This window comes from Paraburkholderia sp. GAS82 (assembly GCF_050436285.1).
GTDB lineage: Bacteria > Pseudomonadota > Gammaproteobacteria > Burkholderiales > Burkholderiaceae > Paraburkholderia > Paraburkholderia phenazinium_B.
In genome coordinates this window covers 65,557-86,319 of record NZ_JBNDLX010000012.1, presented here as the reverse complement: position 1 = coordinate 86,319, position 20,763 = coordinate 65,557, and the positions used below count along the sequence as shown (strand labels likewise).

The following is a 20,763-nucleotide window of genomic DNA, read 5'->3' as shown; positions in this document are numbered from 1 at the left end:
GCGCCCAGATCTACCATACATACGGCACGGCATTGGGTAAATATTATTGCTAATACGATCAGTCATAATCGACCGACGGCGGGCGACAGGTGGGATTTCAATTCGTTGTCCGCAACAACGCGCGTGCGAGCCAGGCCGCCTGCCCCTCGTTGTGAGGGGCAGCGTTCCGCGGCATTCGGCTCAAGCGGTTCTCGTTTTGCGAGGCTGGGGAAGACTACTGGAGGGGTCTTGCAGACTTGCGGTCAGTCAGTCCTCGGCACGATCAACCGGTCCATGAGCAGCCGCCGTGGCGAGCCGCCATGATGCACGGCCGTTGCGTTTGACTTCGTAGAGTGCGCAATCAGCGGCCTGAAGCAGTTCGTCTGGCGTATATCGGGTGCCTTCTTCGTCCAGCGCAACGCCGACGCTGATCGAGACCGGGATCGCCTGTCCGCGGAAAGTGACGGGCGTTGAAAATGCGTCAACCAGTTTCCGCGCAACTACGCGCGCTGCATCGTCGTCACGCAAACGGCCAAGCAGCACGACAAACTCGTCTCCGCCGAGCCGGCCGACAAGGTCATCGTCGCGCGTTGCAGTACGCAGTCGTTGTGCCACGACACGCAGCACCTCGTCGCCGGCTGCATGACCATAGGTGTCGTTGATGATCTTGAAGTGGTCGACGTCGATGTAGCAGAGTCCTACGCGCGTACCGTGACGCCGGCGGTCATTCACGGCGTCGCCGACAGCATGCATGAAAGCACGGCGGTTAGCGGAGCCCGTCAGCGGATCGATCTTGGCAGCACGCTCGAGCGCGGTGACCTGTTCGACGCGGGCGGTGATATCCGTCACTACGACGTGAAAACCGTCGACGCGTTCCTCCGCATTGCGGTGCGGGATGTATCGCACATCGACATAGATCGACCCGTGTGGCGACATCACGCTACGCTCGAACTGCTGAGGTTCTCCCGCCAATGCGCGCTGGACGTATCGCTCGGAAATCTGGTACTGCGCGTCGCCAAGATGCTCTCGCATCGTCCTGCCAATCACTTCTTCTGGAGGAGTACCAAGCATGGTTGCAAACGCCGCGTTCGCATACCGGTAGGTTTCCGATGTATCCACGTAGCCGACCAGGGACGGCAAAGCGTCGGTAATAGCCCTGAGTTGCGCCTCGCTGCGTGCTGCGGTGCCGGCAGCGCTATGCTGGGCCTTGACGATCGGCACGATGCGGGCTCGAAGAAACAGTGTGCCTGCCAGCGCACATAGCGCCATCACGCCGACGGCCACCAGCAGCGCGTGCTGTACAGGAGCGAGAAAGACCTCGGTCCTGATCTTGGAGGCTGTGGCGAGTCCGGTTTTGCCGACCGGCGCGTAGGCCACCACGACGTCGTCGCTGCGCGAATCCCTGTGCCGCTGCGTGCCAGCTTCACCATGAAATGCCGGCGTGATCAGTGGCCGATTCCCCAGCGCTGGATCGATCACCAGGTTGTGCGGCAATTCGGAAGCGGTCGCCGCGAAGCAACGTAGCAGCCGGCCGTCGAGACCACACAGCACGGAGCGCCGCCCTTCACGCGAGCGCGTCGCCGCCATCGAATCCAGTATCGGCAACGTCTGCTCGGTTTCAAGCGCGAACTGGACAGGAAGTCCAGCGGCGTCTTGCAACAAAATTTCGGAGCGCTGACGATAGACGAACCCTGCGTGCCAAAGCAATTGTGCCTTGACGCCGGGTTGACCGGCAGAGGGGCGCACCGGCACGATCTGGTCCGGCGTGGCGAGGCGCCTGCCAGCGCTGGAGAGCACCCGACCGTCGCTGCCGACCAGACGGATGCTAGCGAATGCATCAGGTCCCACATAGGCGCTCATGTCGAGCGCGGCGGCACACGATTCAGGGCTGCCGGCGCAGGGCGTGTGTTGCAAACGGCTCTGCTGCCTCGTGGCGAACGCATTGGCATGCTCCTGCGTATTCTGCAGGATGACTGACAATGTGGCGGCTTGCTCGACGGTGTCGCTCAGCAACTCGCTGCGCTCTGTTGCTTCATCGCTACGCACCATCAGCGAAGCGAGCATGACGCCGACGGCGAGCGCGGAACTGACAACCACCAGCGCGGCGATCACGGGTACGCGCGCGTTGGCGCTTTCACCCAGAATGCTCACGCCAGGCTGGCGTTTTGCCCAGACACACCATAAGGTTGCACCGGCGAGCACGAAACCGGTGCCGTTCAGTGGCGCGACAACGAAAAGCTCGCCCCATCTCCACAGGCCACCAATTGCCATGCTCTGACACAACAGCCCAATAATGCCCGTGAGAATCGTGCCGTAGATGAAGACACGCGGGCCGACTGCGTTGCGCGGTGCGGCTAGTCCTCGCAAATGCAGAAGCGCCCCGCCGCAGAACACAAAGCCGATGGCAGTCAACGCCGCCACGGGATATGACTGGGACGCCGGATCGGCGAGAAGCCTATCCAGGTAACGGGCGTCAAGCGAGAAGCCAAGCCGTTGCAACCATTCGACCAGCACCACGGCGCCGCCACACATCAGCGTGAAAGGAGCAATCAGAGAGAGGCGCGTCGACCGCACGCTGCCGCCTGTCTCGCGCAGCATCCCGATGGAGGCGACCAGGAAACAGAACGCGTTGAACGGCAGCACATCGCTGCACGTTTGGGTCATTCCCGCTACGTGCAGCAGTGCCAACGAAAGTTCGTAGACTGCACCGGCGAACAGCAACCACGCGGCTCCCCGGCAACTCACCAGCGCGTCTGAACACGCACGCAGCTTCCGGCCGATAAAAGCACGGGCCAGCAAATATGTGATGGCGCGGCCACCCGGGCGCCGCGGGATAGACCAGTTCATGCGGCGGCGCTGTCGGAAGTCGAGATGGTCAGGTCGCCCGAGGCGCGAAACGCGCTCAGTGGCCGCATGCGATCGCCGGCCGTGGTCAGCAGCGCGTCGAGCGAGCCACCATCAGCGGGCCACGCTGCGGTGCCGACACGTACAGCGGGCGACACCGGCAAGCCGTCGATGATGTCGATCAGCGTGTCGAGTTGACCAGCCAGCGAGACGACCATCGTCGCCGCGCGTGAACCGCCGGGGACCGGAATCCGGTCCGGCACCAGAATGGCGATCTGATCATCGGCGGCACGCACGAGTACGTCGGACGGTCCCAGCACACGGTTGATGCGTTCGAGGACGGCGCGCAACAGCACGTCGCGAGCCTCAAAGCCCCACGCATCGCGGACCGGCTTGAGCGAGTCGATACAGAGCAGGATGATCGACAGGGCGCCCGTGTTGCCCAGCTGATGTGCGCGATCCATGGTGAACTGCTGGGCGAGCCAGTGCCGGCTATGCAGACCTGTGGCGGCGTCAGTGTCGAGCTGCGTTTCAAGAGCGCCACGCTGACGCTCGGTCTGCGCGACCTCGCTGACGACGCGCGAGCGCAGCGCATGCAGCGTCACCACAACGAGCATGACGAGCGCTGCCAGCGCGCCCCACAAAACCAGCGCCCAGCGCGTATGGGCACGTTCGCGCCCGTTCAGCAGTTGCGCTTCCTGATCCGCGAAGGCCTGCAGCGTTGAGCGAATCACCCTGCGATCCGCTTCATAGCCTGGATCGGCAAGCAACGCTTGCGCAGCGCCGTTGCGCCCTTCCTTCATGTCATCGCGGAGTTCGTCGAGGCGGGCACGGATCCGGGCCATCGCTCCACCGATGGTCTGCAGGCGCGATACCTGTTCCGTATTGTCGGCCGTCAGCGTGAGCAGCTGGGCGCGCAGTATCTCGGAGCTGACGTAGGCGTCTTCGATTTCTTGCAAAACCGCCGTGCGATCCCCAGCCCGCGAATCCATCGTCGGGACATCGAACACATAACGCAGCATGGACGAATCGCGGACAACCATCGTAATGCGCATCTCCGACTCGAGCCGCATCACCTCGTAGGAGTGCTGGATCCAGTCCGTTTGCGATTGCTGCATGGTCGCGCCGAGCCCGACGCAGGCGAGAATCGCCGCGCCTAGCGCAGTTGCGATCCGCACACGGCGGCGCATGAGAGTTTCGATATTCGGCACGATTTACCTTGAACGACATCTGTCACACAAGTTATCGGCAAATGTTTGCGCAACTTCAATCAGACCCACATGCGTAGGTGTATTTACCTAGGGGTATTTGTCCGATGAATACTATGAGTCGGTCACAGATCTCGCAGGCGCCGTCCGTGGGCGGCGATGATTGATCGCTATGAATACGCCCATCAGAATGAAGAAACCGAGCAACAGCAATACGGCATTGATGAGCACACGCTCGTAGCCGAGCTCGCTTACGTTAATGAAAGGATAGGGATAGAAGTCGGTTTCGCTGCCGCGCCAGAGCGTTATCAACAGATAGCCGAGCGGATAGATCAGCCAGAAAAGGCAATCGCGCAGCAGCAGATGGAAGCGGGGAACGAAGAGCAGCCAGTACAGCGTGCATAGCAGCGGTATGACCGTATGCAGCAATTCGTTGAGCAGTGCGCGGTAGCCGTATGGCGTCCATAAATGGCGCAGCAAGGTGTTGTAAGCAATGCCGACGAACACGATGTAGACGACCACGGCGGTGAGCACCGGTGGCTTGCGGAAGAACCGCCCGGGTGCGGAGCGTGCCCGTACGGCCACAAACGAAAAGCTGATCGCGACGACGAGCGTCGTGAGGTTCGTCAGGTACGCACTGATACGCTCGATACCGTCGATCACGCCCAGGCCGCGGAACAGCATCCTGCCAATCGTGATGTCGCTCTGCGCCGCGAAGCCCACCCATGCCAGCACCGCAATCAACGATGCCACGCTCAACGACGCGAAGCTCGGCGTCGGCAGTGGCAATTCAGATGAGTGCGGCTCAGGTTGAGCAGAACGCTTCAGCATACTTCCAGATTATTTCTCGGCGGTAAGCTTGTCCTGCGTGCTGGTATCGAAGTCGGTGGCGGCATGGCGCTCGTGCAGCTGATCCGAAAGCTCGCCGAAGACGCGATTGACCTTGCGGCCGCGCTTGACGGCCGGGCGCTCGCCGATCGCATCGGCCCAACGCTGGACATGCTTGTAGTCCTGCACCGAGAGGAATTCGGCCGCCCCGTAAAGCCAGCCCTTTACGAGGCCGCCGTACCACGGCCAGATCGCCATATCGGCGATCGTGTACGCATCTCCCGCGATGTATTCGTTCTCGGCGAGCTGCTTTTCGAGGACGTCGAGTTGACGCTTCACCTCCATCGCGAAGCGGTCGATCGGATATTCCATTTTGCTCGGGGCGTACGCGTAAAAATGGCCGAAACCGCCACCGAGGTAGGGAGCACTGCCCATCTGCCAGAATAGCCACGACAGGCACTCGGCGCGCGCGCTCGGCTCAGTCGGCAGGAAAGCACCGAATTTTTCGGCGAGGTGTACCAGGATCGCACCGGACTCGAACACGCGGATGGGTTTCGGTCCGCTGCGATCGAGCAGCGCGGGAATCTTGGAGTTCGGATTCACGCCGACAAAGCCGCTGCCAAACTGCTCGCCATCGCCAATCCTGATGAGCCATGCGTCATATTCCGCACCGCTGTGACCGAGCGCCAGCAGCTCCTCGAGCATCACCGTGACCTTGACGCCATTCGGTGTCGCCAGCGAATAGAGCTGCAGCGGGTGCACGCCGACCGGCAACTCCTTGTCGTGCGTCGGCCCCGAAATCGGGCGGTTGATATTCGCAAAGCGGCCGCCGTTATCCTTGTTCCAGGTCCAGACCTTAGGCGGTTCGTAATCGACAGTGCTCATGCTTAAAGCTCCTCGCGTCCTTGCATTGTGGGATGGGTGATTGGAAGCGAGATTAACAAATTGACGGAAAACATGCAGTCCGCCTCATAGTGCGTTCCGACCCGCAACGGAAAGTGCAGCACGAGGCCAGCAATGCGTTAGTGAATCGCAAGCGGAGTTACCATACGCAAACTGGATGCAGCGCTTGCGCTGCAAAGACCGCATTTAGACTTGACCGAGCCCGACATGAGCAACGACTCTTCAGGCAATTTCGACGAGCTGGCCTCGGGTGGCAGCCGCTACCATCAGGTATACCCACGGCTGGACGAGAGGCAACTGGCGATACTGGAACGCTACGGCGAGCGCCGCAAGCTCAAGACCCACGACATCCTCTATTCCGAAGGCGACCGGCACACCGGGATGTTCGCTATTCTCTCCGGGACGATCGAGGCATCCAGACGGTCCGTTGAAGGCCCCGTACTGCTGGGCACACATGGCCCGGGCAGTTTCACCGGCGAGGTAGCCACGCTCGCGGGCCGGGCTGCAGTCGCAACGTCGCGCGCCATCTCCGATTGCGAGGTGATCGTCATCGACGAGGAATCGTTGCGCTCGCTCGTGATCGCCGAAGCGGAGTTGAGCGAAACGATCATGCGCGCGTATATTTTGCGGCGCGTCGCTTTCATCCGCGGCGAACACGTGGGCGTGGTGGTGATCGGCAGCACGTCCTCGGCCCCTACGCTACGTCTGCGCCACTTCCTGAGCCGCAACGGTCAGCCCTCGGCTTACTTCGATATCGTTGAGCACTCCGAGGCCAAAGAACTGCTGACGCACTATGACGCAACCGAAGCCGACATCCCGGTTGTAATCACGTTGCAAGGCGTCGTGCTGAAACAGCCCAGCCACCGCGCCGTCGCCGATGCAATCGGCCTCAGTCCGGACAGACTCGACGGCGAGCACTTCGATCTCGTTGTGGTCGGCGCGGGACCCGCAGGACTCGCGGCTGCGGTGTACGCCGCATCCGAGGGACTGAAGGTAGCCGTTCTGGACGCCAAGGCGCCGGGAGGCCAGGCCGGCACCAGTTCGAAGATCGAAAATTACTTTGGCTTTCCAACCGGCATATCGGGGCAGGCGCTAGCCGGTCGCGGCCTGTCGCAGTGCCGCAAGTTCGGCGCCGAAGTTGGGGTGCCTATCGAAGCGCTGACCATCGACTGCACGGATGCCAAATCGTTTCACATCGGCCTGAATCAGGACGAGTGCGTCTACGCTCGCGCTGTCGTCATTGCCAGCGGCGCGCGCTACCGGAAACCGGATCTCTTGCGTCTCGAACACTTCGAGGGTCGCGGCATCTATTACAGCGCGACCTTCATGGAGGGCGCATTCTGCAACAACGAAGAGCTGATCGTGGTGGGCGGCGGCAATTCGGCGGGACAGGCTGCGGTATTCCTTGCGAGGTTCGCGCGCCATGTCCACGTGGTGATTCGCGGAGAGGGACTCAGAGCGAGCATGTCGACGTATTTGATCAGACGGATCAACGCGGCGTCCAACATCACGCTTCACACGAAGACACAGATCGTCGAGTTATGCGGCGAATCGCGACTCGAGGCCATAAAGTGGAACCGGCAAGGAGAGATTGAACATAAACCCATCCGGCACGTTTTCCTGTTTCTTGGCGCTCAGCCCAGTACCGGATGGCTTGGCGATTGCGTCACCCTGGATAAGGATGGGTTTGTGCTGACCGGCGCCGATACCGGCGCCAAATGGACAGCAGAGCGGCCGCCGCACGATCTCGAGACCAGCCGGCCCGGTATCTTTGCGGCGGGCGACGTGCGCAGCGGCTCCGTCAAAAGAGTGGCAGCCGCCGTGGGAGAGGGAGCCGCCGCCATTCAGGCGGTTCATCAATATCTTGCAGGATGGGCGTGACTAATCCTTGGCGGGCACGCTCGGCTCCACTGCCCGAAAGTGCCAACCGTCGCCCTCCTTGACGTACACGGCCATGATATGGCCGCTCTCCTGGCGGAATGTCCCGTCGCCTTTTGGCACCTGAACGGAAAACTCTGCGACGCTGAATCCTCCGTCGCCTTGCGCGCTCGCATCGATCACGTGAATGTGATGCTCTTTCGCGCCCGAACCAAAGCGCTTTTCGTAGTACTCCTTGAGTGCTGCGCGTCCTTTGATGATTTTCCCGGCCGGGGAAACCAGCATGCCGTCTTCGGCATACAGTTGCGCCATGGCATCGGCATTTTTAGCCGCGTAGTTAGTGTCGTAAAGATGACCAAGCTGCGCAGCCGCAGACTGCGCTTCCTGAGACGACGGCTCTGTGGCATTCGCATTGGACGTCGCCGCGCAAGCCAGCGTATTGCCAATGAAAAGTGCAGCGAGCAAAAGGGAAATGTGCCGTTTCACCTTGGAACTCCTTTGATCGGGTTGCGGTAGTGGCTCTCTCAATGAGTCAGTCGAGAAGAGCGGGATCGTGGATCGCGCCTGTCAGCAGTTCGGCAAACGCCTGCAATGCATGCGGTAACGTGCGGCCGGCCATCGTCTGAACCTGAAGCCTGCGTTGGTGTAGTTCGGGATTGCTGATCGGCACGGCTGCGAGTCCCTCCATTACGAGGCGGCTGCGCACGGTCAGGAAGCCGGTTAGCGTGACAGCATCGGTAAGCAGCACGAAGCTCTGCAGCGCAGCGTGGTAGTTGCTAACGAACACGGGCTCGAAAACCAGACCTTCCAGACTGCACGCAATATCGAACATCTGGCGGATCGTCACACCCTGGTTGTCGATGGCGAGCGGCCAGGCCATCAGATCCGCGAGCGAGACGGACTCGCGTGCGACAAGCGGATGATCGCGCCTGACCAGTGCGAAGATCGGCGCCAGCTGCGAATACACCACATGGATGTCCTTCTCCGGCGCGACGCTGAAACACACGGCGATATCCGCGGTGCCTTCACGCACGCGTTGTGTCGCGACCGATGGCGCAGACACATCCAGTTGAAACTGCGTCGCCGGATGCGTCTTCAGGAAGCGTGCAAATACCTGCGGCAGAAAATACGGCGCGACCCCTTCCGAACTTGCCACGCGAATCGTCGCGCGGCTGCCATTGCTCAGTCCGCGAATTTCGTCGGTGACGCGCTCGGTTTCCAGCAGGCTGCGCCGCGCGTGTTCGGCAAGCACACGTCCCGCATCGCTCAGCACCATCCCGCGCGGCCGCCGTTCGAAAAGCGCTGCACCGACTTCCTCTTCGAGCTTCGCAATCTGCCTGCTTAGCGCCGACACCGCCACGTATAGTCGCTCCGACGCCTTGCTGAGCGAGCCGCTGCGGGCGACTTCGAGAAAGTAACGCAGTGCAGTATTGTCCATTTCGGTCAGGCTTCCCCGCTTTGCCGTTTCGGCAACGATATCTGCCAAATATTGTAATTGTCCACAAATATCGTCCACGCCAAGATCGTTACACTGCTTCGTACGAGCCAGGCGCGCGCCCACGGCGCGTCACGACGGAGAACGATGTCGACCAAGGACGCCTCCATGAGCCCTGATTCAGCAGCCGTTGTAAGCGAATCCCTCGCCAAGCCCGTCTCGCATGCCGGGGTATCACGCCTGATCCTGGCAACGTCCATTGGAAATGCGCTCGAGTTTTACGACCTGATTGTCTACGGGTACTTTGCCACCACGCTGTCGCGGCTGTTTTTTCCAACGCATGACAAGACGGTGTCGCTGCTGCTCACGCTCGGCACGTTCGCGCTGTCATATCTGGCGCGGCCGCTTGGTGCGCTGGCGCTCGGCTCGTATAGCGATCGCAAGGGCCGCAAGGCTTCATTGACGCTGTCGATTTCGATGATGACGCTCGGCACCGGGATGGTCGCGCTGATGCCGTCCTATGCCACGATCGGCCTGGTCGCGCCGATCGGCATTTTCGTTTCGCGTCTGTTGCAAGGCTTTTCCGCTGGCGGCGAATTCGGCAGCTCCACGGCGTTTCTGATCGAGCATGCGCCGGCACGGAAAGGCTTCATGGCGAGCTGGCAGTTCTCGAGCCAGGGGGCAAGCACGCTGCTCGCTTCGGCGTTCGGCGCAGTGCTCACCGGCACGTTGACGCAGCCTCAGCTCGAAGGCTGGGGCTGGCGCATTCCCTTTTTGTTCGGCATGCTGATCGGTCCAATCGGGCTTTATATCCGGCGCCGCATGGATGAAACGCCGGAGTTCGAACGGGCGGAGAAGTCGAGTTCGCCGGTGCGTGAACTACTGGCTACCCAGAAGGAACGCGTGCTGGTGTCGATCGGCTCGCTGGTGCTCACCACCACGGCCAACTATATGCTGCTGTACATGCCGACGTATGCAGCGCGGCAACTCGGCCTCGCGCCATCGTCAGGCTTCATTGCGACGCTGGCCGCCGGGTTCATCATGATGGTGCTGACACCGGTGGTCGGACACTGGTCCGACAAGGTGGGCCGCACGCGCATCATGCTGGTCGCAGGCACGTTGTTCTTCTTCACGGTCTATCCTGCGTTCATGTTCATGAACGCCCATCCGTCGCTTGCGACGTTGCTTGCCGCGGTGGTGTGGGTCGCCCTGCTGAAGGCCACCTACTTCGCGCCGATTCCTGCGTTGATGTCCGAGCTGTTCCCGACCCGCACCCGCACCACCGGCATGGCGCTCGGCTATAACATCGGCACGACCGTTTTCGGCGGCTTCACGCCGCTCGCGGTGGCGGCATTGATCGAGGCCACAGGCAATAATCTGGCGCCCGGCCTCTATCTGATGTTCGCGGCCATCATCAGTCTGTTCACGGTGGTGTGGGCGCGGGCACGTTTGAATGCCCACTAGGTCAGCCGGGCCCTTCGAACCAATCGGGATCCTACGAATGCAATACGATTTTGAACAAGCGGTGCAGTTTGCAGTTGATCATGAGTCGCTTTGGGACCGCCATGTGGATGGCATGTGGGGCGTGCATGTGAACGACCCGCCACCGTGGAACCGGTTGCTCGGGCCGGTGCATGACCGCGGTCCCGTGTCCGGCACGATCGCACTCGATGGACGCGTATTGACCTCATGGGGCGAGCCCGACCGGGCCGATCTGACTTTCAGCGTCGCGAAGATGTACCTGGCGCTACTCGCAGGCATTGCCTACGACCGCGGCCTGCTGCCGGACGTAGACGAACCGGTGCACGTGCGAGTGCCCGGCATCGGCTTTGACGATGAGCACAATGCCGCCGTGACCTGGGCTCATCTGCTGCAGCAAACAAGCGAATGGCAGGGCACGTACTTTGGCCTGTCCGATCAGGCGGACCACTATCGCGCCGTCAACTTCGCGGCACCACCGGACGGCAAAAAAGGTGATCTGCGTCCTTTGCAGCGCCCCGGGACGTATTGGGAATACAACGACGTGCGTATCAACCAGCTTTCGCTGGCGCTGCTTCATCTGTTCCGGAAACCATTGCCCGAGGTGTTCCGCGAGGCGATCATGCGCCCGGCGGGCGCGAGCGAAAACTGGCAATGGGTTGGCTACGACAATGCGTGGGTGGAGATCGACGGCCGGCGCATGCAATCCGTGCCGGGCGGGACGCACTGGGGCGGCGGGATGTCCGTCAGCGCGAACGATCAGCTCAAAGTGGCGCAACTGCTATTGAACGAAGGCATGGTTGACGGCCGGCAGATTCTGTCTCGCGAGTGGATCGCGCGTATGCGTACGCCATGTGCGATTGCGCCGTTCTACGGTTACCTTGTGTGGCTCAATACCGATCGCAAGATTTTCCCGAGCGTGCCGGCGTCAAGCTATTTCGGCGTCGGAGCCGGCAGCTCTTTCACATGGATCGAGCCCGAGCGACGCATGACCGTAATCGTCCGGTGGTTGAATCCTGCGCACGCGAACGAGTTCTTTGGGCGAGTTCTGGAAGCGGTCGAGGCGCCCCGCGCAGCTTAATCGTAGCCGTTCCTGTTTCCCGACATGGGCAACGGCGTTGATGTCGATGCAAACGAGATTATCGAGCCCCTTGCACGTGTCGACGATGAACGCGTTGCAGTGCTGCCGAAGGTCATTCTCGTGGGCAATGATCTCTTCTGAAAGTGACGCGGTCGATAATCTGCATACCGAAGTTTTTAGTTGTGTCGCCGCCCAAGACATTTGACGTCTTGGGCGGACGTTTGCATCGCTTTCCTATCCTGTCACTTCTTGCTGGCCAAACCGTCGAGGCCGCCAAGCAATCCGCCGCCAGATGTGCCTGTGGCCGTCGTCGCCCCGCTCAATGCACCCGTTAAGGTACTGACCAGCCCCGTGACCGGCGCAAGCAGATTTCCGGCGGCGCCCGTGCCGCCCGTACCCGAGCCCGCGACCGTACCGAGTGAGCCGGTTAGCGTGGTCACCAACGACGTCACCGGCGCAAGCGGACTGGTGCCGCCGCTCTTCACGCCGCCTGCCACGCCGCTCAAGGTGCCGGGTAACGAGGTGAGAATGCCGGTCAGCGGTGCGAGCGGGTTGCCTGGTGTGCCGCCTGCCGTGAGCAAGCCGCCGGCCGAGGTGACGGTGTTGCCGACTGCCGTCACGACATTGCCGAGATTCTGTCCAATCGGATTGCCGGTCGCACCACTGAGCTTGGTTCCAGCGCCATCCAGTCCGTGACCGATCGTCGACAGCAAGCCGTTCAGCGGCGAGCCGAGACCGGTCGTGTCGCCGATGGTTTGAGTCGTCTGCGTGAGAACGGTTGTGATTGGCGTGATGGGCGCGCTCACTGTTTGCGTCACCTGCTGAATGAATCCTGTGGACAGCGTGGTGGTGAGTTGCGTCCCGAGCGCACTGACAGCATTGCCGACCGTGGAGACTGTGTTGCCGAGCGGCGTGGTCAGCGGGCTAAGCGGCGCCGTGGGACCACTGCCCAGGCTGCTTACGAGTTGGCCGGCGCTGTTGACCGCCTGGCCCGCGTCATAGACGAGGTTGCCCGTGCTCGACACCGTCGGGCCTAGCGGATTGGCGGAATTGCCCAACTGTCCGAGGCCGTTCGTCGCGCCAGCGCCCAATGCGGTAACGCCGGCGCCGAGATTCGACACAACGTTGCCGAGCGCTGTTGTGGTGGCAGGATTCGCGCCGGGAATCGGCGTGAGGCTAATCTGGTTGCCCACCGACGATACCGTCTGGCCGGTACTGGTCACGACGTTGCCTGCGTTCTGGACCACTACGCCGAGCGGGTTGGCGCTCGTGGGCGTTGGCGTTGGCGTTGGCGTTGGCGTTGGCGTTGGCGTTGGCGTTGGCGTTGGCGTTGGCGTTGGCGTTGGCGTTGGCGTTGGCGTTGGTGTCGGCGTCGGCGTCGGCGTCGGCGTTGGCGTTGGCGTTGGCGTCGGCGTTGGCGTCGGTGTAGGCGTCGGTGTAGGCGTACCACCACCTGTTCCTGCTCCAGCACCTGCTCCAACTCCGCCCGGCTTCGTCGGCGTACTTCCACAGCCCGTCAGGACGATCATCGACGACACGCACATCGCGATCGCCGACAGTTTGAATCTGTTCATGGTTAAGCTCCCCCGCAAATGTGGTTATCTGCTGCGGGGAGCTAACTGCAAGACCTATGCCGGTTTGTAAGACGAAGGAATTGATCGCAAAAAATATCATTCAAATCAATGGGTTAATTATAGAGCGCCGACTCGGAAAGCCGCATTCCAAAGCGGATGTGTCGAGGAACACCTCAACGAGCCAGCGTGTGTAACGTAACGCGATGCCCCCCCGCGAAGCACCTCAACTTTCCGGGACTCTCTCCCACGCGCCGGATCGGGCCGAGCGAAACACAGCATCGATCACTCGCATATTTGCGCGTGCGTCTTCTAGCGGTATGGCCTGCGGGCGTCCGCTCAATATCGCCTCGGCGAACGTGGCCGCTGCGATGCCATATTGATCGCACACAGGAAGTTCCACCCAGCGATCAGTCGCGACACCGGCGCTGGTGTTTTCGCTCACTAACAGACGCGTCGGTCGATCCGCTGGTGCATTGAATGGAATCTCGACTTCGATCCGCCCCTTCGTGCCGTGAAATTGCATCCGCTGATAGCTATAGGTCTGAGTCGAGTAGAAGAAACTCGCCTGCACACCTTCAAAATCCATCAGCACGGAGCCGAGCCGGTCCACTTCGAATATTGCGTCCCGCTCCATCAGGGCAACCACCCGCCCCGGCTCACACCTGGTAACGAAGCGTGACGTTGTGATGGGATAACAACCAATATCGAGCAGACCACCTCCGCCCAGTTCGCTCTGGTTGCGGATATCGTTCGGGTTCGTGTTGCTATAGGTGAAGCCGCCGGTCACTGCCCGCAATTCGCCAATCACACCTTCGTCGATCAAGGTCCGCACCTTCAACCATTGCGGATGCGTGCGAACCATGAACGCTTCCTGTATGTAACGGCCGGTTCTGTCGCGCGCAGCGATGAGCTGTTCGACCTGTTGGGCGTCCAGCCCGATCGGCTTCTCACACAGGACGTGCTTGCCTGCCTCGACGGCCTTGATCGTCCATTCCACGTGGATGTGATTGGGTAGCGGAATATAAACCGCGTCGATTTCCGGGTCCGCCAGAAGCGCCTCGTAGCTGTCGTATGCCACGGCCAGACCATATTTGGCGGCGGCTTCCCGAGCCTTCTCGTGAGACCGCGACGCGATGCCCTTCACCCGACACTTTGGCGCGCTGCGCATGGGCACGACAACCTTGTTGTTGATCTTCGCGGCGCCCAGGATCCCCCAGACAATCTCATCCTTTGCCATGACTTCTCCTTTTCCGATCAAGTATCTGAGGAGTAGAGACAGACTGGACAATCGCGTGAGCCGGCCAGTTCATGAGCCCGCGAAAGACCAGACGCATCCGATCCTGCCAGTCTACACGCGGCGACCACAACCACCACCGCCGGTACAAGAGCGCCCACCACCGCTTTCGCAATCGAACCGTCGCTGCATTCTGGCCGGTCGCTGCATTCGAACCGGTATTAGCCAGAGTCGGTCATTTGACCGATACCGCAGAGACAAGTCAGGTGCGATCCTTTCTATCGACGCGAGCCTTAGCCGTGCGATAGATCACGCGCAGTCGGGCCGCCTTTGTCAAAACTTTAAGGAGTCGCAATGGTTGCTCATCACGAAGATACCACTCGCGTTCGGGAAGAACGCTGGCTCAAACACTATTACTTTATTCGGACCGCGTTTTCTGCTATCTGGGTCGCACTTGCTTTCTCCATCGGACAGCATTCCCCGGTCGGCGCGGCTGTCTTGCTCGTCGTCTACCCCGCATGGGATGCTCTGGCCAACTACGTCGACATGTCGCGTAGCGGAGGGATGGCTGAAAATCGCACCCAGGCCACCAACGTCCTCATCAGCGTCCTGACAGCGGTTGCAGTGATCGTGGCGTGGACGGTGAACATGAACGGTGTTCTCGGCGTATTTGGCGTCTGGGCCATACTTGCCGGGTTGCTTCAGCTCGGCACTGCCGTCCGCCGCTGGAAGCGCTTCGGTGCGCAGTGGGCGATGATCCTGAGCGGCGGACAGTCGGCATTGGCAGGTACATTTTCATCGTGCAGGCCCATGCGCCAATGCCTCCCGCTATTGCCAAAGTGGCTGGCTATGCCGCGGTGGGCGCCGTCTATTTTCTCGTGTCTGCGCTCTTGCTATCCGTTGGCCAGCTGCGACGCAAGGTTGCCTGAACGCCTTGAGATCTCGGTGAAAATCCCGGCGGTCGCACTCGCATCTACTATAAAACTAGTTGACAGGACACGACGTTCATCCTACGATCTACTACATCTTTAGTAGGAGGCATTTTGGACATCTCGCTAACCGACCGCGAAGCTGACGTCATGCACATACTATGGGAACGCGGCCCCTCGGTTGTCAGCGAGGTTCGTGCTGGACTCGCAGATGACCTCGCCTACACCACTGTCTTGACGATCCTTCGCACGCTGGAAAGCAAGGGTTATGTAACCCACGTGGAAGAGGGTCGGGGACACCGCTACACTGCAGCCGTTAAGCAGCAAGCCGCGCGCAAAAGCGCTTTGCGGCACCTCACGAGCAAGCTATTCGGTGGATCAACGGAATTGTTATTTGCGCACCTGGTGGCAGATAAGAATCTCACGCCCAAGCAAGCTCGTCGTATGCGTGAGCTACTGAAAGAAAAACCAGACGAGGAGTAGCCCGCATGCTGACGTGGATGATTTACGCGGTGTCGGTGTCGGCGGTTCTATCCGTGGCTGCGCTCATTGCCGAACACTCCGCACGGGACCGGCGATCGCCCAGCAGAGGGTTCTGGCTTCTCGCGATCGTCGCATCGCTGGCCATTCCAGCGCTCATGACGTCGGTTTCAATCGAAATCCCCGAGGACCTGAAACCGTCGGTGCCCCCGAACGTAATCGCTCTGCATAAGATCACGTCGACGCGTCTATCTCCTGCAGTCTGGGTCGAAAATCACGACAGTGGCTCTTCAACGTTTCAATACGCTGAACTCCATGCCAAAGACGTATGGCTTGGAGCGTCGATATTGATGATTCTGGCTTTGCTGATCAGCGCAACACATTTGCAGTGGCGCAAACGGCAATGGACTGTTGCATCCGTCTGCGGCGTTTCAGTGTATCTATCGAGTGACGCTGGCCCCGCTGTTGTTGGCCTTCTCCGCCCTCAGATTGTTTTGCCAGCCTGGCTCCTTGATTCGCCTCTGGAGCAACAGGCAGCTGTCATGGCGCACGAGAGTTCACACATCGACGCTCATGACCCGAGACTGCTCACGATCGCACTCTGCCTGATCGCGCTGATGCCGTGGAATTTGCCACTCTGGTGGCAATTGAGACGACTCAGGTACGCCATCGAGGTCGATTGCGACGCCAGAGTCCTGGAGGCCGGACACAGGTTTTCTGTTTACGGCGAAACGCTAATCGCAGTCGGAGAACGGCAATCGCGATACATCGGCTCAGTAGCTGGCATGTCGGAGTCCAGATCATTTTTAGAGCGACGTCTAAAGCTGATGCTAAGGAAGCCAGCCAAGCGGAAATTGCTAATCGCAGTACTTCTAGGATGTATGTCAATCACCCTGGTCACTCTGGCCGCACAAGTGAGCCCACCTATCATGAACGAAGCTTCAAGCGAACATACTCAAGTGCCCGTAGCTGCTGAAATTCTGGATCGATATGTTGGCACGTACAAGTTTACCGGTACAGCGGTGATGAAAGTCCGACGCGAAGGCGACCATCTGGCCCTCCAGCTTACAGGGCAAGGATGGGTTGAAGAGTATCCCATGAGCAACACAGAGTTTTTTGCAAAGGTCGTCAAGGCGACGCAGACGTTTGTGGTTGATGATCAAGGCCACGTTACTGCCTTGATCCATCACCAGAATGGCCGCGATATCACAATGCCGCGAATCGATTCTGCCGAAGCGGAAAAGATGGAGGCAACGCTCGCTGCGAAGGTCAAGAGCCAGACTGCAACTCCGGGAAGCGAATCTGCACTTCGCCGGAACATTGACGGCTTGCAGTCAGGAAATCCGCTTTACGCCGAAATGTCGACCGGCTTGCAAGAGGCCACGCGAGAGCAACTGCCCAGAATCAAAGAAGACCTGGATCGAATAGGTCCTGTTGAAAATGTCCGGTTTGTGGGTGTGGGCAACCAGGGTTGGGACATCTATCAGGTTACGCACGATTCGGGGTCTTCTACCTGGCGCATTCATCTCGCTGACAACGGCATCATCGATGGCCTTCTCGTACAAGTGGGGCCCTGAACGCCCACACGCCAGCTAGTCGCTACCGGTCCGCACCCCTCGCGTCAAGCAGCCGGCGCGACAGTTGCGCCGACGATGCCATGCCGCTCGAGAGCCTCGGCGACAAAGCCGGACGCCTTCATCTCTTCAACGAACGCGTGCAACGCATGTGCCGCCGCGGCACCACGGCTCTTGGGCACACCCATCGCCTGGCGGATGACCATGAAGCGCTCGTCGATCAGACGCAGGCCAGACGCGTTGCGCGCATCGGCTTCGAGCTGCTGCTTGACCCCCGCCGCGACTTCGAGATTCTCGTCGAGGAACGTTTGAACGACCGTCGGCGAGGTGGGCGCGCGCACAATCTGCGCATGCTTGAGTTCGCGCGTAAGAAACAGATCATAGGCGCTGCCCTTGCCGACAGCCACGCGATGCTGAGGCTGGTCGACGTCCGCGTTGTCGCGAATCGGCGAGGCATCGCGCACCAGGTAATAGCCTTCGATTAGCACATACGGTTCGGTGAATGCGATGGTCTCACCTCGCAACGGATCGACGGCAAAAAAGCCGAAATCGGCGCGCTCTTCGCTAACCGCTTGAACGGACTTGCCAGCCGCATCGAACACAACGAGTTCCAGTTCCACACCGAGCTTTGCAGCGAAAGCGCGCGCAAGATCGACCGAGACCCCGACGACCGTGCCCGACGCATCCTTACCCGCGAGAATCGGATTGCCGAGGTTGATGGATGCGCGCAGCTTGCCTGCGGGCGTAAAGGCTTGAATGACAGACGGATCGGCTTTCATGGCTATGAGTAGGTTCGAGATTCGGTTCGTGTGGGCCGCTGTCGATGCTTCACGGCGAGTTCCCAGATGCAGTGGGCAGTGATTTCAACCGGCTATGCGCGCCTCGCTCGCCTTGAGCCGGCCGGGCAAGCCCGGCCGCAAAAGAATCGCGACAGCGAGCACGCTCGCGAGCGCAATGCCCCCCGCCAGCACGAAAGCGCTGAAGAAGGTATGGCTCCGCTGCACGAGAAAACCCGTCACTGCAGGGCCGATGATACCCGCGCAGTTGGCGATCGAATGCACGCATCCGCCAACGCTTCCAAGCTTCGCGCCGGGAATCGTGTCCTGGATCAGCGCCCAGTACGTGCTGCCGCTCAGATACAACGCGAACACGGCGACGGCCATCAGCAGCAATGCGCTGAGCGTGGTCGTCACGGTGCCTGCGAGCGCGACGCAGATGCCCGCCGCGCCAAGACACACGATCAGCACCCATTTGCGCGCGCGCAGCGCATTGCCCGTGCGGCGGAAAATCAGATCGGACAGCAGGCCGCTCAAGCCATAACCGACGAAGCCCAGCAGCCACGGCAGCACCGTCGCGAGACTCATGCTTTTCAGGCTCAGGTGACGGTCCATCATCAGGAAGCTCGGGAACCACGTGAGGAAAAAGAACAGGATGTAGCTGTATCCGAAGTACGAAATCATCGCTGCGAGAATGGCGGGCTGTCTGAGGTAAGCGCCGAGTGGCTTCAGATCAGCGGGATCCTCCGAGACGGCACGGTCGGAACCGATCAGCCTGCGCTCCTCTTCCGATACGTGCGCATGCTGATGCGGCCGATCGGTGGTCATGAATTGCCAGAACACCAGCCAGATCAACCCGAGACACGCGACGCCGGCGAATGCGATGCGCCAGCCGTAGGCCGCGGTCAGCAGTCCGACGACTGGACCCGCAACCGCGCCGCCCAATGGCAGGCCGCAATTGGCGAAGCCGAAGGCGGTGGCCGATTCCTTGTGGGGAAACCAGTTGTTCACGATCTTGTTGATGGTCGTCGCGAGCGGTCCTTCGGCCATGCCGAAAAACGTACGGATGACCAGCAGCGAGCCGAAGCCGGTGGCGAGGCCGGTTGTTCCGCACAACACGGACCACATCAGGATCGCGCCGGAAAAGACGCGCTTGCCGCCCCAACGATCGGCCGCCCAGCCGCCGATCGTGTTGAACACCGCATAGCCGATAAAGAACGTCGAGAACACCAGCCCCAGGTTGGCCGGCGACAAGTGCAGCTCCTGCATGACCGCCGGCGCCGCGACAGACAGCGCCGACCGGTCGAGGTAGTTGATGAAACCCGCGATGAACAGCAGCAGGACGATGCGCCAGCGGATTTTCGTCACCTGTAGCTCCTCCAATGTCGTTATGCGCTTGCGGGCCAAGCGCCGTGATGGGCCGCCTGAGTCCGCCGCGTGTCTCCTCGCCGGCGCGTCTCCGCCTGATGCGCGGATCATGCGCGAACCGGCGCTTCAGCTCTGCGGGCGCGCGGCCGCTTCCAGCATCGCGAGCTGCGCTGCGCCGATATCGATGCCGTCGGCCATCTGATGGTCCAGCCGGTCCAGCTCGATCTCGCCAGGCACGATCACGGGCGCGTTCGGATCAGCCGGCGCGGAGCCGTGCAGGATCGCGGCATAGTCGGCCATGCGCGCGGCGAGCCACGCGCCGCTGCCGAGCATCGCGACATCGATCAGGATGTAGAAGTGGCCAAGGTTTTGCGGCTGGTCCGGCTCGTTTTCCCACGACTTCACGTGCGTCAGATAAGCCGCGCCGGAAAGCAGCCCCGCGAGCAGATCGACGACCAGCGCGAGGCCATAGCCCTTATGGCCGCCGATTGGCAGCAGGAAGCCATCGAGCGCGGCCTTCGGGTCCGTGGTCGGCTTGCCTTGCGCGTCGGTGGCCCAGTCGCCCGGAATCGCTTCGCCACGCTTTAGCGCGTTGCGAATCTTGGCGCGCGCGACGACGCTGATCGCCATGTCGAGAATGAACGGACGGCCACCGGGATTCGGTACACCGAAGCCCACAGGACTGTTGCCAAGCCGCGCGTCGGTGCCACCCCATGGCGCGATCGTCGTCGTCGCATTGCTGCCGATGATGCTGGCAAAGCCCTCCGCCGCGGCCAGGTAGGAATACGGCGAAACGGGACCGAAGTGATTGCTCCCACGCACGAACACACACGCGATGCCCTGTTCGCGTGCGGCCTTCATCGCCAGTTCGAGAGCACGGAAGCCCACGAGAGGGCCGACGCCGTTATCGCCGTCGAGCCGGTAAAGCGCGGGGCCAACCTGCTCCAACGTAATCGACGGCGTGGGATTGATGCCGCCGATGCGCAGGCGTGAGCCGTACGATTCGATTCGGCTCGTGCCGTGCGTACGCAAGCCGAACAGATCCGCCAGCACGAGAATGGTGGCGGCGTCGGTGGCGTCGGTACGATTCAGGCCGAGCGCACAGAGCGCTTCGACCGACAGTTCGGTCAGCCGTGCCTTGCTGACGATGCCATTTGTGGACGTGGACTGGGTCATGGAACGGGTCGTCTCCT

Annotated in this window: 16 protein-coding genes and 1 pseudogene; 6 read left to right on the top strand and 11 right to left on the bottom strand. The window is 61.0% G+C overall.

The genetic code is table 11. From position 1 onward, the window contains the following. Positions 1–246: 246 nt before the first annotated feature. The 4 genes from P3T17_RS31210 to yghU form a co-directional block, all read right to left on the bottom strand. On the bottom strand, positions 247–2,826 hold the full coding sequence (locus tag P3T17_RS31210; RefSeq protein WP_429410500.1) for a diguanylate cyclase domain-containing protein: 2,580 nt from the start codon (positions 2,824–2,826) through the stop codon (positions 247–249). After that, positions 2,823–4,013, bottom strand: coding sequence for a sensor domain-containing diguanylate cyclase (locus P3T17_RS31205; protein WP_074267348.1), 1,191 nt, complete (start codon positions 4,011–4,013; stop codon positions 2,823–2,825). The genes P3T17_RS31210 and P3T17_RS31205 overlap by 4 nt, the downstream gene beginning before the upstream one ends. A 132-nt stretch (positions 4,014–4,145) precedes the next feature. Further along, positions 4,146–4,862, bottom strand: coding sequence for a Pr6Pr family membrane protein (locus P3T17_RS31200; RefSeq protein ID WP_429410498.1), 717 nt, complete (start codon positions 4,860–4,862; stop codon positions 4,146–4,148). A 9-nt stretch (positions 4,863–4,871) separates the two neighbouring features. Further along, entirely contained in the window at positions 4,872–5,744 is an 873-nt protein-coding gene (yghU, locus tag P3T17_RS31195; RefSeq protein WP_429288878.1) for a glutathione-dependent disulfide-bond oxidoreductase, read from the bottom strand. A gap of 225 nt (positions 5,745–5,969) precedes the next feature. On the opposite strand from yghU, the gene P3T17_RS31190 reads away from it, so the two are divergent. Continuing rightward, complete coding sequence (locus P3T17_RS31190) at positions 5,970–7,643, top strand: FAD-dependent oxidoreductase (RefSeq protein WP_429410496.1); 1,674 nt, start codon at positions 5,970–5,972, stop codon at positions 7,641–7,643. Here P3T17_RS31190 and P3T17_RS31185 read toward each other — a convergent pair whose 3' ends face one another. Together P3T17_RS31185 and P3T17_RS31180 are read right to left on the bottom strand one after the other, a co-directional pair. After that, positions 7,644–8,126, bottom strand: coding sequence for a YybH family protein (locus P3T17_RS31185; protein ID WP_217272834.1), 483 nt, complete (start codon positions 8,124–8,126; stop codon positions 7,644–7,646). Between the two features lie 46 nt (positions 8,127–8,172). Further along, a complete protein-coding gene (locus tag P3T17_RS31180; protein WP_429410494.1) occupies positions 8,173–9,078 on the bottom strand; it encodes a LysR family transcriptional regulator in 906 nt (301 codons plus the stop codon). Between the two features lie 165 nt (positions 9,079–9,243). On the opposite strand from P3T17_RS31180, the gene P3T17_RS31175 reads away from it, so the two are divergent. Further along, complete coding sequence (locus P3T17_RS31175; protein ID WP_074269305.1) at positions 9,244–10,539, top strand: MFS transporter; 1,296 nt, start codon at positions 9,244–9,246, stop codon at positions 10,537–10,539. Positions 10,540–10,576: 37 nt separating this feature from the next. Continuing rightward, the gene (locus tag P3T17_RS31170; RefSeq protein WP_429410492.1) at positions 10,577–11,635 is read left to right on the top strand and encodes a serine hydrolase domain-containing protein; all 1,059 of its coding nucleotides are present in this window, start codon (positions 10,577–10,579) and stop codon (positions 11,633–11,635) included. A 242-nt stretch (positions 11,636–11,877) separates the two neighbouring features. On the opposite strand, the gene P3T17_RS31165 is transcribed toward P3T17_RS31170, so the two are convergent. Then, positions 11,878–13,209: a collagen-like triple helix repeat-containing protein gene (locus tag P3T17_RS31165; RefSeq protein WP_429410490.1), complete on the bottom strand. Its 1,332-nt coding sequence runs from the start codon at positions 13,207–13,209 to the stop codon at positions 11,878–11,880. Positions 13,210–13,432: 223 nt separating this feature from the next. Next, positions 13,433–14,446: a Gfo/Idh/MocA family protein gene (locus P3T17_RS31160; protein WP_429410488.1), complete on the bottom strand. Its 1,014-nt coding sequence runs from the start codon at positions 14,444–14,446 to the stop codon at positions 13,433–13,435. A 351-nt stretch (positions 14,447–14,797) separates the two neighbouring features. On the opposite strand from P3T17_RS31160, the pseudogene P3T17_RS31155 reads away from it, so the two are divergent. The 3 genes and pseudogenes from P3T17_RS31155 to P3T17_RS31145 all read left to right on the top strand — a co-directional run bounded on the left by P3T17_RS31155 (position 14,798) and on the right by P3T17_RS31145 (position 17,429). Continuing rightward, positions 14,798–15,372: pseudogene (locus P3T17_RS31155) on the top strand (DUF308 domain-containing protein). Between the two features lie 114 nt (positions 15,373–15,486). Continuing rightward, entirely contained in the window at positions 15,487–15,855 is a 369-nt protein-coding gene (locus P3T17_RS31150) for a BlaI/MecI/CopY family transcriptional regulator (RefSeq protein ID WP_074267339.1), read from the top strand. 5 nt (positions 15,856–15,860) lie between these two features. Then, positions 15,861–17,429, top strand: a complete 1,569-nt coding sequence (locus tag P3T17_RS31145; RefSeq protein ID WP_074267338.1) for a M56 family metallopeptidase — start codon at positions 15,861–15,863, stop codon at positions 17,427–17,429. Positions 17,430–17,473: 44 nt separating this feature from the next. Here the strand turns inward: P3T17_RS31145 and P3T17_RS31140 are convergent, their stop codons facing one another. The 3 genes from P3T17_RS31140 to P3T17_RS31130 all read right to left on the bottom strand — a co-directional run bounded on the left by P3T17_RS31140 (position 17,474) and on the right by P3T17_RS31130 (position 20,746). Next, the gene (locus P3T17_RS31140; protein WP_074267337.1) at positions 17,474–18,205 is read right to left on the bottom strand and encodes an ABC transporter substrate-binding protein; all 732 of its coding nucleotides are present in this window, start codon (positions 18,203–18,205) and stop codon (positions 17,474–17,476) included. An 84-nt stretch (positions 18,206–18,289) separates the two neighbouring features. Further along, a complete protein-coding gene (locus tag P3T17_RS31135; RefSeq protein WP_074267336.1) occupies positions 18,290–19,570 on the bottom strand; it encodes an MFS transporter in 1,281 nt (426 codons plus the stop codon). A gap of 126 nt (positions 19,571–19,696) precedes the next feature. Beyond that, entirely contained in the window at positions 19,697–20,746 is a 1,050-nt protein-coding gene (locus tag P3T17_RS31130; protein ID WP_429410486.1) for an Ldh family oxidoreductase, read from the bottom strand. Positions 20,747–20,763 lie beyond the last annotated feature (17 nt).

Coding starts and splice junctions, on each gene's coding strand:
- P3T17_RS31130 (WP_429410486.1), bottom strand. CDS start 20,746: ATGACCCAGTCCACGTCCACAAATGGCATCGTCAGCAAGGCACGGCTG.
- P3T17_RS31165 (WP_429410490.1), bottom strand. CDS start 13,209: ATGAACAGATTCAAACTGTCGGCGATCGCGATGTGCGTGTCGTCGATG.
- P3T17_RS31140 (WP_074267337.1), bottom strand. CDS start 18,205: ATGAAAGCCGATCCGTCTGTCATTCAAGCCTTTACGCCCGCAGGCAAG.
- P3T17_RS31210 (WP_429410500.1), bottom strand. CDS start 2,826: ATGAACTGGTCTATCCCGCGGCGCCCGGGTGGCCGCGCCATCACATAT.
- yghU (WP_429288878.1), bottom strand. CDS start 5,744: ATGAGCACTGTCGATTACGAACCGCCTAAGGTCTGGACCTGGAACAAG.
- P3T17_RS31160 (WP_429410488.1), bottom strand. CDS start 14,446: ATGGCAAAGGATGAGATTGTCTGGGGGATCCTGGGCGCCGCGAAGATC.
- P3T17_RS31190 (WP_429410496.1), top strand. CDS start 5,970: ATGAGCAACGACTCTTCAGGCAATTTCGACGAGCTGGCCTCGGGTGGC.
- P3T17_RS31145 (WP_074267338.1), top strand. CDS start 15,861: ATGCTGACGTGGATGATTTACGCGGTGTCGGTGTCGGCGGTTCTATCC.
- P3T17_RS31175 (WP_074269305.1), top strand. CDS start 9,244: ATGAGCCCTGATTCAGCAGCCGTTGTAAGCGAATCCCTCGCCAAGCCC.
- P3T17_RS31205 (WP_074267348.1), bottom strand. CDS start 4,013: ATGCGCCGCCGTGTGCGGATCGCAACTGCGCTAGGCGCGGCGATTCTC.
- P3T17_RS31170 (WP_429410492.1), top strand. CDS start 10,577: ATGCAATACGATTTTGAACAAGCGGTGCAGTTTGCAGTTGATCATGAG.
- P3T17_RS31180 (WP_429410494.1), bottom strand. CDS start 9,078: ATGGACAATACTGCACTGCGTTACTTTCTCGAAGTCGCCCGCAGCGGC.
- P3T17_RS31200 (WP_429410498.1), bottom strand. CDS start 4,862: ATGCTGAAGCGTTCTGCTCAACCTGAGCCGCACTCATCTGAATTGCCA.